The sequence below is a fragment of the Erwinia sp. genome (assembly GCF_031978025.1).
GTDB lineage: Bacteria > Pseudomonadota > Gammaproteobacteria > Enterobacterales > Enterobacteriaceae > Erwinia.
In genome coordinates this window covers 1-11,299 of sequence record NZ_DALZCD010000136.1, presented here as the reverse complement: position 1 = coordinate 11,299, position 11,299 = coordinate 1, and the positions used below count along the sequence as shown (strand labels likewise).

Here is an 11,299-nt window from a genome sequence, read left to right as displayed (position 1 = left end):
CACGCCGTCGACAATGCAGCCCAGCGCCAGTCCATGCGATTCACCAAAGGTGGTGACGCGGAAAACCTGTCCAATCGTATTACCAGCCATTAAGTCCTCTGAACTCTTCAGGAGGCCATCCCGTTTGCCGCGTCAGTGCCGACCAGCGCGCGAAATCCGTGTAAAGGCTACGGTTTCGGCGCGCAGGACGGAACAAAACCGCCTGCGCCAGGGATGCCTGTGATATTTTTAATCTTTATAGATGCCGAAATGCGCCTGCGCATCGACAATTTGCTGGCGGGTCAGCATAAATACGCCGTCACCACCGTTGGCAAATTCCAGCCAGGTGAACGGCACGTCAGGGTACTGTTCGATCATATGTACCATGCTGTTACCCACTTCGCAGACCAGCACGCCCTCTTCGCTCAGATAGTCCGGCGCACAGGCCAAAATGCGACGCGCCAGCTTCAGGCCGTCGCGACCCGCGGCCAGACCCAGTGCTGGCTCGTGCTGATATTCTTCCGGCAGATCGCCCATATCCTCTTCATCCACGTAAGGCGGATTAGTGACGATCAGGTCGTAAGGCGTCTTTGGCAAATCGCGGAACAGATCGGAACGGATCGGCGTGACATTATGGTCCATACCGTGCGCGGCGATGTTCTGCTCGGCCACGGCTATGGCGTCCATAGAGATGTCTACGGCATCCACTTCTGCTTCGGGGAAGGCGTAAGCGCAGGCAATAGCGATGCAGCCGCTGCCGGTGCACATATCCAGAATATGGCCAGGCTCGTGTGCAATAATCCCCGCAAAGCGGTCGTTAATCAGTTCACCTACCGGCGAGCGCGGCACCAGCACGCGCTCATCCACGTAAAATTCGTGGCCGCAGAACCAGGCTTTATTAGTCATATAGGCGACGGGGAGGCGCTCGTTGATGCGCCGAATAACGCGTTCGACGATGCGGTGACGCTCACTGGAAGTCAGGCGCGCGGTCCGCATATCTTCCGGAATATCCAGCGGCAGATAGAGCGTAGGCAGCACCAGCTGGACGGCTTCGTCCCAGGGATTATCGGTGCCGTGGCCGTACCAGATATCCGCGGCCGCAAACCGACTAACCGTCCAGCGCAGCATATCCTGGATGGTATGCAGCTCACTGACTGCCTCATCAACGAAAATTTTGTCCAAAGTGCCCTCCACAGGCCAAACTCAACTCGGCAGCTAGTTTGCCATGAAGCTGACGAGAATCCAGCGCGCAGGCGTGAAAAAACTGACATTTGTTTATTTGCGGGGAGTAGACAGGGTAAACTGATGGGATTGTTGTTAAAAATCTTGCCGCCGCGTGCCGCCTGAGGATCAGATGAGTAAAAAACAGCCCCTGAGCGCCGAAGATGAAGCGTTGTTCCGTGGACTAATGACCGGCACGCGCAGGCTGGCTCAGGACACGATTGTCCACAAACCGCTGCGGAAAAAACTGTCTCAGGTGCCGCAAAAGCGCCTGCTGTCGGAACAGATAGATAATAGCCACTATTTTTCCGACGAGTTTCAACCTCTGTTATCCGCTGAAGGGCCGGTGCGCTATGTCAGAAGCGATGTCAGTCATTACGAGCTGAAAAAGCTCAGGCGAGGCGACTATACGCCGGAAATTTTTCTGGATTTGCACGGGTTAACGCAGAAACAGGCAAAAGAGGAGTTGGGCGCGTTGATTGCTGCCTGCCGTCGCGAGCATATCTTTTGCGCCAGCGTGATGCATGGTCACGGCAAGCACGTGCTCAAACAGCAAACGCCCCTGTGGCTGGCGCAGCATCCCATGGTGATGGCTTTTCATCAGGCTCCCAGGCTCTTTGGCGGCGATGCCGCTTTGCTGGTGCTGATTGAAGTAGAAGAGTGGCAGCCGCCGGAACTGCCTTAATCAGGCCGCACGCTATCGGACCGGGGCTGGCCGCGTGACGGGAAAAGCGCGACGCTTGCTCTGGAGCAGGCCGGCTTTACCGGCCCGGCAAAATCACATCGCTTTAGCCAGCCTTCGTGGGCTGACCTGCCATTCCAGCTTGCCACAGCTCCCCTCATCGCTCAGCGTGACGCTGGCGATGGCCGAGGTAGCAAACATCGGCGGCGTTTCCTGCGGGCAGAGCTCGGACACCAGGTAACCCACTAAAGGCAGATGGGAAATCACCAGCACCGCTTTAACGCCTTCTTTTGCCAGTGCCTGAAGATAACAGGCCACCAGCGCGGGATCGCCACCCGGCGTCAGCTCCGGCAGCACTTCCTGCTCCGCAGGCAGGATCAGCGCCTCACGCACCGTAGAGAGTGTTTGTTCGGCTCGCAAATACGGACTGACCAGAACCCGATCGATATCCACTTTCTGACCATTGAGCCAGCCTGCCATCTGCCGCGACTCGTCGCAGCCGCAGTGGGTCAAAGGCCTTACCGCATCACTGGCTGCATCCAATGCCGCATCGCCGTGACGCATAATGAAAACTTGCATATTGCACCGCTGTTATTAAACATAAACGCCGGAAAATCAGGTTTTCCGACTCTTCACTCTGTGAATGAACGCTGTGTTGTACCTTAATGCCAGAAGGCAAGTCAACCGATTGTTTACTAAATAACCGACGGTTGACAAGCCGTTGGCAGCCTGGTTTCATAGCGCCCGATCTAACCCGTTGAAACGTGCTGGTTATTCGTCTTACCTGTAGTTTTGTAAAAGGTTTCTCCCGTTTGCGCCATTTTTTGCAGCCGTTCGCAGGGCGCAAAACGCGGGCCGCAGGTCCGGGAAAGTTGCTCCAGTTGCGCCACTATTTGTCCCGCCCCCAGCGCATCCATATAGCGAAACGGCCCGCCTGAAAAGGGCGGAAAACCAATACCGAAAACCGCACCAATATCGCCATCACGCGCGCAACGAATGACCCCTTCGTCAAAGGCTCTTGCTGCCTCATTCAGCAACATCAGCACGCAGCGCCGCGCAATCAGGTCTTTGTCCAGATGCGCTTTGGGGTGAACGTTCAATAATTTATAAATTGTCGGGTCCGGTTGCTTCTTGCCGCCCGTTTTTTTGCCATAGCGATAGAATCCCCGACCATTTTTGCGACCCTTACGGTTGTCATTCAGGATAGCCTCCAGCGAAGGCGGCGCCTGAAAGCGCTCGCCCCAGGCCTCGGCCAGTACCGGCAGAATATGGGCGCCCGTATCAATGCCCACCTCATCCAATAGCTGAACAGGCCCGACAGGAAAGCCGAAGTCCATCAGCGCTTCATCAATATTTTCGATCGGCTCGCCCTCCAGCAGGCAACGCAGTGCCTCGTTAATGCAGGGCGTCAGAATACGGTTAACGTAAAAACCGGCGCTGTCCGCTACCACTATTGGCGTTTTCCCCTGTAATTTCGCCAGCCTGACCGTGGTGGCAATGGTTTGTTCGCTGGTCAGCGCATGGGGGATAACTTCTACCAGCGGCATCTTGTCGACCGGGCTGAAATAATGCAGCCCAATAATATTTTCCGGGCGACGGGCGTGCGCGGCGATATCGCTAATCGGCAGCGAAGAAGTGTTAGAAGCGAAAACAGTAGCGGGTGACGCATTGGCTTCCACCTCTGCCACCATCTTCTGCTTCAGGAAAAGATCTTCAAATACGGCCTCAATAACCATGTCGCGATGCCTGAATCCCTGATAATCCACTCCCCCACTCATCAGGGCCATTTGCTGCTGGCGTTGAGCGGGCGTCATCTGGCGACGGGCAATCTTTTTCTCCATCAGATCCCAGCTGTATTTCAGGGCATGGTTGACCCCTTCCGGCCGGACATCTTTAATGCGTACCGGCAGGTTTCCCCGGCAGGCAGTAACGTAAGCTATCCCGCCGCCCATCAGCCCGCCGCCCAGCACGGCAACCGATTTCAGATCGCCGGGAGCCGCCTGCGCCCCACTCTCTTTCTTTATTTCGGTGGTGGCAAAGAACAGGCTTCGCAGCGCGATGGATTCCGGCGACATCGCCAGCTCGCCGAAAGCTTTGGCCTCCGCGGCATAACCCGCGCTGCGGCCCTGCTGTAAGCCGGTGCGCACCACCGAGAGGATCTTGCGTGTGGCAGGATAATTGCCGCGCGTTTTCGCCTCCGCACGCCTTGTCGCCATCTTAAAGAGCAAGGCGCGTCCCACGGGCGCGTTAAGTAATCGTTCGCTCACTGGCAGTACCCGACGCGGTTGACGTCCTCTGCATACCATCTCTACCGCCGTTTCCAGCAGAATAGTGTGCGGCACGGCCTCTTCTACCAGACCCAGTTTCAAAGCCTGCTTAGCGCGCAGCGTCTTGCCGGTCAGTATCAAATCCAGTGCATGTGAAGCGCCAATCAGTCTGGGTAATCGCTGGGTGCCGCCCGAACCGGGCAGCAGACCCAGCTGGACTTCCGGCAGGCCCAGCCGCGTTTTTTCATCCAGCGAGCAGACCCGCTGATGACAGGCCAGTGCCAGCTCCAGCCCGCCGCCCAGGCAGGCGCCATGAATGGCGGCCACCACCGGAAAAGGCAGTGCCGCTATCTCTGCCATCACTTTTTGTCCCTGCCGCGCCAGCGCTGCCGCCTCTTCCGCCGATCGGCAGGCGGCAATCATGGTGATGTCCGCGCCGGCAATAAAGCTGTCGGGCTTGCCTGAGATAAAGATCAGCCCAACCAGCGCTGTCTGACGGCGAGCCTGAGCTATTGCCTCTCTGATCTGTCCGACAAATTCCGCTTTCAGCGTATTAAGCTTTTCGCCCGGCACGTCGAAAGTGATAAGCCCCACGTTGTCGTCACGCAGGCTGAACGTCAATGCGGATCCCGTCATTATTCCGCCTCCAGAACCATAGCCGCGCCAAGACCGCCAGCGGCACAAGCCGTCACCAACCCCAAACCACCGCCGCGACGCCGCAATTCGTGCAGCGTCTGGGTAATCATTCTTGCGCCGGTCGCAGCAAAAGGATGTCCATAGGCGATGGAACCGCCCAGCACGTTAAATTTGTCTTCGTCTACTTCCCCCAGCGCATGAGGTCGGTTCAGCACTTCACGAGCAAACCGCTCGTCCGCAAACATTTTCAGATTGGCCAGCGTCTGAGCGGCAAAAGCTTCGTGCATATCTATCAACTTTAAATCTTGCAGGGTGATGCCTGCTCTGTCGAGCGCCAGCGGCGAAGCCCAGGCCGGGCCGAGCAGCATATCGTTTTCGACACCAATAGCAGTGAATGCGTAGCTGCGCAGGTAGCCTAACGGCGTAATACCCAGCTCGCGGGCGCGCGCTTCCGTCATCAGCACTACGGCCGCCGCACCGTCGGTTAACGGCGTACTGTTGGCTGCGGTTACCGTGCCGTGTTTACGATCGAAAGCGGGACGCAGCCTGCCGTAATCTTTCAGGTTAGAGGAGAGGCGCACGTTGTTATCTTGCTGTAAGGGGTTACGCCAGGGCGGTACATAGGCCGTCATGACTTCCTGCGCCAGCTTGTGCTCTTCCCACGCTTTGGCAGCACGCAGATGTGAACGATGCGCCAACGCGTCCTGCTGCTCGCGCGTGATGCTATAACTCTTTGCCATTTGCTCGGCGGTATCGCCCATGCGCAATCCGGTAGAGTACTCCGCTACGGCAGGCGGCACGGGCAATAAATCCCGCGGACGCAGCTGGCTAAGCAACCGTAGTTTTTGCGGCAGGGAGCGGGTTTTACTGAGATCCAGCAGCACGCGGCCCAGCTGTTTGCTGACGCCGATGGGCAGTACTGAAGCGGAGTCGGCGCCGCCTGCGATGCCGGCCTGGATAGTACCTGCCAGCAGGCTTTCGGCCACGTTAGCGACCGCCTGGAAACTGGTGGCGCAGGCACGGCTCACGCTGTAGGCGTCGGTGTGTACGCTTAAACGGGTACCGAGGACGATTTCGCGCGCAATATTAGGCGCCTCGGGCATCTGAATAACCTGGCCAAAGACCAGCTGTTCTATCACTTCAGGCGGCATATCACTGCGTACCAGCAGTTCACTGACCACCATGCGGCCCAGCTCAATGGCCGGGATAGCCTGGAGCGCCGTGGCCTGGCGGGCAAAAGGGGTGCGTAAACCGTGAGTTATCGCTATACGTTGGCCCTGACGCGTCAGCAAAGGGAGCGCTTTCATTATTCACCTGTAAAAATCAACGGCATCACTGCCAAAAGAGGTCAGACCTGTTTATTGTTAACCAGATTTTTACATTTTGCATAATATGGAAAAGAAAAGTGCGAGGGAAGCCACGGATTCAGGAACCATGAGCGGGCGTAGCCCACTCATTTCTTGCCGCTGCTGGTGCCGGAGAGACCCGGCGATGTGGGGATGAAAAATTAGCGCAAAGCCAGTTGGAAGATTAAGGTTTCTGCCTGACAACTAAAGGTAAAATCCGCATCCAGCTGCACACCGTCCGGTTTTTCTTCAAAACGGCCAACGATGTCGCAGGGCTCGGATTCTATCTGGCGCGCTTTTTCGATAAGTGTCTGCAGCGCGGCTTCAGCCTGTTGGCGATTTTCATACAGGTGCTGCCAGCTGGCGGTGCAGTCGGTGTTATCCATAATGGTGCCGACATCCACACAGCAACAGGCGGCGGTTTCGTTGGCGCTACATTTATTGATGGCGTGGGTCATAAGATCCTCCGGTTGGCGACCGCTCGGGGCGGAATTAAGGTCATTTTCTTGTATTGTACGCCTGCCCTTTTTTACTGTCCGGTGAATCGGTGAATAAGCGTCATTACGTGCCGAAAATTGAGGATAAATTTGATCTAAAACAGGCTAGACTCAACGCCGCCTGATATTACTCGCAGGTTTTTGTTAAGCAGATCGCTTTTTGCTGATCAATTTAGAAATATTTATAAAACAATATTGCAACAACTACAGGGGCCAGACCTATACTGGGGCCACTGGTCTGATTAGTTAGCCGTCTTTCAGCCCCTCTGTAGCGTCCAGCCGTTACCTGCGTAACGGCATTAATAAAATCAGATAAAGAGGTTGTGGTCATGAACCATAAAAACCTGTTTGCGAAGTCTGCTCTCGCAGTCGCAGTGGCCATTGTTTCTTCCCATGCTTTTGCAGCCGGCTTTCAACTTAATGAGTTTTCCTCTGCCGGATTAGGCCGTGCCTATTCTGGCGAGGGAGCTATGGGCGATACCGCCGCTTCTGCCAGCCGTAACCCGGCCACCATGGCATTGATGGATCGCCCAATGTTTTCAGTGGGTGCGGTCTTTATCGATCCGGGCGTGAGTATTGACGGCACCAGCAGCCTGTCGGGCCGCAGCCTGAATGCCGATAACATTGCCCCCACCCAGTGGGTACCCAATATTCATTATGTGCAGCCGATAAACGACCAGTGGTGGCTGGGCGCGTCTGCGAACTCTAATTACGGCCTGGCGACGGAGTTTAATAATGACTATGCCGCCGGACCTTTTGCCGGCAAAACGGATCTGCAAACCGTTAACTTTAACTTAAGTACCGCTTATCGTCTGAACCAGCATTTTAGTTTTGGCGTCGGATTTGACGCCGTCTATGCCCGAGCGAAGATTGAACGCTATGCAGGCGAAGCGGGCCGCGCGCTCGGTTTTCCGAGTGATACGCAAATTACGCACCTCAAAGGCGATGAGTGGGGCTATGGCTGGAATGCCGGTATCCTGTATGAAGTGGATCAGGATAATCGCTTCGGCTTTACCTATCGTTCAGAAGTGAAAGTTGATTTCGACGGTGACTATAAAAGCAGTATTCCGGGCTATATCAACCCGATTAATCAGGCACGTAATCTGGGTCTGCCCTACGGTACTGGCGGAGCAACTATTCCTGGCGCACTGACGCTGAATCTGCCGGAAATGTGGGAAGTCTCGGGCTACCATAAAGTCGCCCCGCAGTGGGCCGTGCACTACAGCCTGACCTACACCAGCTGGAGTCAGTTTCAGGAGCTGAAAGCCACCGGCAGCAACGGCCAGGGGCTGTTTTATAAGGATGAGAGCTACAAGGACGCTTATCGCATCGCGCTGGGCACCTCTTATTTCTATGATGACAACTGGACGTTTCGTGCCGGTATTGCCTTTGATGACAGTCCGGTCCCTGCTGACAAGCGCTCCATCTCTATCCCCGATCAGGATCGCCTGTGGTTAAGTACCGGTGCGACCTATGCCTTTAATCAGAATGCCTCTGTGGATGTAGGACTGTCTTATATGCATGGCCAGCACGTAACGGTAGAAGAAGGTCCTTATACCTTCCGTTCCACCGGCAAAGCCTGGCTTTACGGCACCAACTTTAACTATAAGTTCTAACTCGTCACGTTATATTCCGCGCCTCAGCGTTTCAGAGGCGCGGATTAATAAAGTTTATTGGCAGGAAATAATTGACTGTATTGCCATCGCTACGGCTTGGTCTCAGGCATTTTTTGGTGTGTATACTTTCTCAGGCCTGCACCTGATCCGTTCCCATCATTCATCTTTCTGCGTGAATCAATCCCGCTTTAGGTTTGCCGGGCCAACAGATGAAAAACAGCTAATTCTATTTTTCAGAAAAGATGTTTTGTTTAGCCTGAGCACCCCGTTTTCTTCACAGGGCTTTAGCTCACCGGGAATGCTTTTCCCAAAAGCACAGGAAGGCATGATGCTGCTACGTGGTCCAGAGGTATTTAGTTCACCAGGAATATAGGTGCGTATTCTTCTAAATAAACGCCCAACGCTATTTTTACTTTTTTAAAAACCCACCCTATAGCCGCAACTGTTCTTTTTGCTGGCTACCTGCTATTTCCTGTCCCGGGGCAGGTTTATTATAAACCTCACTGCTGTTGGTCTTTCCCTTGCGAAGGCGTAAAAGAGTGATGCAGGCCAAAGATGCCGCATCACGGCAGAGTTTGCACAGAAAAAACCAATACGTTTTTCAGCTTCCGACCACTACGCCAAACAAGACAACAGGCTGAGCGATTAGCCATAAGGCTAACAATAGTGCCCTGCTCTCTCTCACGCCGTGTATAAAAAAACGTTCCTTCAGGGAAGGCAAGCCGATAGCGCTATAAAAAAACACCGCCGAAGCGGTGTTTTTTCGCGTTTGTCCCGCTTAATTAGCGTCAATATCGTTTAAATCGCCCTGGATGGCTGCGGCATTCGGGTTCTCCTGCGGGATTAGCTTACCGTCACTGGCAAGAAAATCATGGCGCTGGAAATAGGCGGCGCGGACAAAAGCATACGGATCTTTCGTATTATGCAAAATAGCGTCAGAATCCAGCAGCTGCGCGCGAGTTTCCACGCCTTCCAACGCCCATTTACCGGCGGTCATCCACCACGTCAGCCAACTCAGCGGCGCATACAGGTCATCGACCATGCCGCCTACATCTTCACGTGGTGTAAAGCTACCATAGCCTGGCAGCTCGACGTAGGGGCCATAGCCTACGCCATAGTTGCCTAACGTACTGCCGAAACGACGAGGCTCTTCCTTTGCCAGCGTAGGATTAGCCATGCCGGCCACGTCGATAAAGCCGCCTAGTCCCAAAATAGTATTCAGGAAGAAGCGGTTAAAGTGGATCATCGCTTTGTAGGGCTTGCCCTCAACAAAGTAATTCACCATGGTAGACGGCTCGCTCAGGTTACCGAGAAAATTACTCAGGCCGCTGCGGGCGGGCATGGGGACATAATCACGCCAGGCAACGGCGACAGGGCGAACCACATAGGGATCCAGCACGTTGTAATTAAAGTCGAACATCGTGCGGTTGAACCCTTCCAGAGGATCGGCGCGCCCTTGGGGTTCATCCGCCGTCTGCGAGCTGGCGCAGCCAATCAGCAGTACGCTGGCAAACGCCACGCCCATCACGCGGTAGTTCATCTTTCTCTCCCTGTTTAATAAAGCCGGCTACGGCTGCTGTTGGTTGATCTCAATGGCCAGCTGCTGGTGACCATCGAAAGGCGTGACCGCACTGGTACCAAACCAGTCACCGCTCTGTGGATTAGCGCTGCCGTCTTGCGAGATGCGTACACGCACCTGGACCTGATGCTGCGCCGAGAGCAAACGCTCTGGCATCATGGCGTTGCTGTCATCCAACGTGAGCGACAGCGGAAAATGGCTCAATGGCACTCTTTTTACCGCTACCGGTACCCGGGTTACGCCATCAGTCACGGCGATATAAAGCACGCCGCTTTCGGGCAGATGCTGTTCTGCACCCGCGGCAAGCGTCACGCTCAGTGCCAGGCGGCTGGTTTGGCCGCCGGACTCGGTTTTAGCCTGCTCAATGCTGCGATGGATTGCCGCCCCTCGCTTATCGTCGGCCGGTAACAATTGTAACATCTTTTGCCAGGTTGCTATGGCCTCTGTGTAGCGCTGCTGGCTAAAAGCATTAAATGCCAACAGGCTGAGCAGACGAATATTATTCGCATCGCCTTTAAGCATGTCATTGAGCATAGCCGTTGCCTGCCGATTGTCCTGCGGATCCTGCGAGCGCGTCAGCGCATCGGCATAGCTTAATTTCACTTCCGGATCCGTTGGCGCAAGCTGCATAGCACGACGGAAAGCCTGAGTTGCCGTGGCAGCATTATTTAATACCATGCCGATACGGCCCAGCATCAGCCAGTCGCCCGTATTGCGCGGATCCTGCTGCAGCGAGGTGCGGATACCCAGCCCAAGCCTGGCAAGCTGCTCCAAAGTCAGTGGTTTTGCCTGCGGATCCATTAGCTGCGCCCGCAGGCGTGGCAGCTCGTTGTTCACCTGCTGCCACGCCACTACCTGAGCAAAACCGCCGGTTTTAAAATAGAGGCCCAGGCTGACAATAATCAGTACCAGCACGCCTGGCAACAACACCCAACGGCTGAGGGTGCGCTCGTGGACAGGCGGCGCCTGAGGAATATCCAGCAGTAGCGTCTGCTGCAGCTCGCGGATCATCTCCGGGCGCTCTGCTATGACGCCCTGCGCTTCGTCCTGCTCCAGCTCCTGCAAGCGCTGGTGATAAAAATTTTTGTTCAGTGTATCGCGGTCCGCTGCCAACGAAGCGCGCTTGCGGCCTCCGGCGGCCAGCAGCAGCGCGCTGCTCGCCACCAGTAATGTCAGAACGGTGACCCAGAATCCAGTCATAGTTGCTTCCTGTTATTTAACAGCGCGTCAAGCCGCGCCTGCTGCTCCGCATCCAGCCCGGAGCCGGTGCGTTTTCGGCTGCGTATTACCATTACCAGTGCGCCCGCTATCACAAACAGTACCGGCCCCGCCCACAGGATCAGCGTAGAGGCCATAACGGGGGGCTCATAAGTCACAAAGTTACCGTAACGCGCGACCATCCAGGCTTTGATCTGCTCTGGCGACTCACCCTTTTGCAAGAGTTCATACACTTTGAGGCGCATATCGGCGGCAATC

The 11,299-nt window shown here is 55.3% G+C and carries 10 protein-coding genes and 1 pseudogene; 2 read left to right on the top strand and 9 right to left on the bottom strand.

The genetic code is table 11. From position 1 onward, the window contains the following. Positions 1–90, bottom strand: a pseudogene (locus RTK32_RS12370) (chorismate synthase); the annotation flags it as partial. Positions 91–228: 138 nt separating this feature from the next. Next, the gene (prmB, locus tag RTK32_RS12365; RefSeq protein ID WP_312044344.1) at positions 229–1,161 is read right to left on the bottom strand and encodes a 50S ribosomal protein L3 N(5)-glutamine methyltransferase; all 933 of its coding nucleotides are present in this window, start codon (positions 1,159–1,161) and stop codon (positions 229–231) included. A 172-nt stretch (positions 1,162–1,333) separates the two neighbouring features. On the opposite strand from prmB, the gene smrB reads away from it, so the two are divergent. Further along, a complete protein-coding gene (gene smrB / locus RTK32_RS12360) occupies positions 1,334–1,885 on the top strand; it encodes an endonuclease SmrB (protein ID WP_312044342.1) in 552 nt (183 codons plus the stop codon). A 93-nt stretch (positions 1,886–1,978) separates the two neighbouring features. On the opposite strand, the gene sixA is transcribed toward smrB, so the two are convergent. The 4 genes from sixA to RTK32_RS12340 form a co-directional block, all read right to left on the bottom strand. After that, positions 1,979–2,461: a phosphohistidine phosphatase SixA gene (gene sixA, locus RTK32_RS12355; protein ID WP_312044340.1), complete on the bottom strand. Its 483-nt coding sequence runs from the start codon at positions 2,459–2,461 to the stop codon at positions 1,979–1,981. A gap of 170 nt (positions 2,462–2,631) precedes the next feature. Then, a complete protein-coding gene (gene fadJ / locus RTK32_RS12350) occupies positions 2,632–4,785 on the bottom strand; it encodes a fatty acid oxidation complex subunit alpha FadJ (RefSeq protein WP_409451088.1) in 2,154 nt (717 codons plus the stop codon). Then, the gene (gene fadI / locus RTK32_RS12345) at positions 4,785–6,095 is read right to left on the bottom strand and encodes an acetyl-CoA C-acyltransferase FadI (protein WP_312044346.1); all 1,311 of its coding nucleotides are present in this window, start codon (positions 6,093–6,095) and stop codon (positions 4,785–4,787) included. The genes fadJ and fadI overlap by 1 nt, the downstream gene beginning before the upstream one ends. A 197-nt stretch (positions 6,096–6,292) precedes the next feature. Further along, complete coding sequence (locus tag RTK32_RS12340; RefSeq protein WP_312044338.1) at positions 6,293–6,589, bottom strand: YfcZ/YiiS family protein; 297 nt, start codon at positions 6,587–6,589, stop codon at positions 6,293–6,295. A gap of 368 nt (positions 6,590–6,957) precedes the next feature. Here RTK32_RS12340 and fadL point away from each other — a divergent pair, with 368 nt between their 5' ends. After that, complete coding sequence (gene fadL / locus RTK32_RS12335) at positions 6,958–8,244, top strand: long-chain fatty acid transporter FadL (protein ID WP_312044336.1); 1,287 nt, start codon at positions 6,958–6,960, stop codon at positions 8,242–8,244. A 778-nt stretch (positions 8,245–9,022) separates the two neighbouring features. Here the strand turns inward: fadL and mlaA are convergent. From mlaA to RTK32_RS12320, 3 genes are all read right to left on the bottom strand, one after another. Continuing rightward, positions 9,023–9,784 carry a phospholipid-binding lipoprotein MlaA gene (mlaA, locus tag RTK32_RS12330; RefSeq protein ID WP_312044334.1) on the bottom strand — a complete coding sequence of 254 codons (762 nt, stop codon included), beginning with the start codon at positions 9,782–9,784 and terminating at the stop codon, positions 9,023–9,025. A gap of 27 nt (positions 9,785–9,811) precedes the next feature. Further along, a complete protein-coding gene (ccmI, locus tag RTK32_RS12325; protein WP_312044332.1) occupies positions 9,812–11,023 on the bottom strand; it encodes a c-type cytochrome biogenesis protein CcmI in 1,212 nt (403 codons plus the stop codon). Then, positions 11,020–11,299 (bottom strand): cytochrome c-type biogenesis protein (locus RTK32_RS12320; protein ID WP_312044330.1); only part of this gene is annotated, 280 nt, incomplete at its 5' end. The genes RTK32_RS12320 and ccmI, both read right to left, overlap by 4 nt.

Bases quoted from the DNA above. Each gene is read 5' to 3' on its own strand.
- mlaA (WP_312044334.1), bottom strand. From the start codon at position 9,784: ATGAACTACCGCGTGATGGGCGTGGCGTTTGCCAGCGTACTGCTGATT.
- fadJ (WP_409451088.1), bottom strand. From the start codon at position 4,785: ATGACGGGATCCGCATTGACGTTCAGCCTGCGTGACGACAACGTGGGG.
- smrB (WP_312044342.1), top strand. From the start codon at position 1,334: ATGAGTAAAAAACAGCCCCTGAGCGCCGAAGATGAAGCGTTGTTCCGT.
- ccmI (WP_312044332.1), bottom strand. From the start codon at position 11,023: ATGACTGGATTCTGGGTCACCGTTCTGACATTACTGGTGGCGAGCAGC.
- fadL (WP_312044336.1), top strand. From the start codon at position 6,958: ATGAACCATAAAAACCTGTTTGCGAAGTCTGCTCTCGCAGTCGCAGTG.
- sixA (WP_312044340.1), bottom strand. From the start codon at position 2,461: ATGCAAGTTTTCATTATGCGTCACGGCGATGCGGCATTGGATGCAGCC.
- RTK32_RS12340 (WP_312044338.1), bottom strand. From the start codon at position 6,589: ATGACCCACGCCATCAATAAATGTAGCGCCAACGAAACCGCCGCCTGT.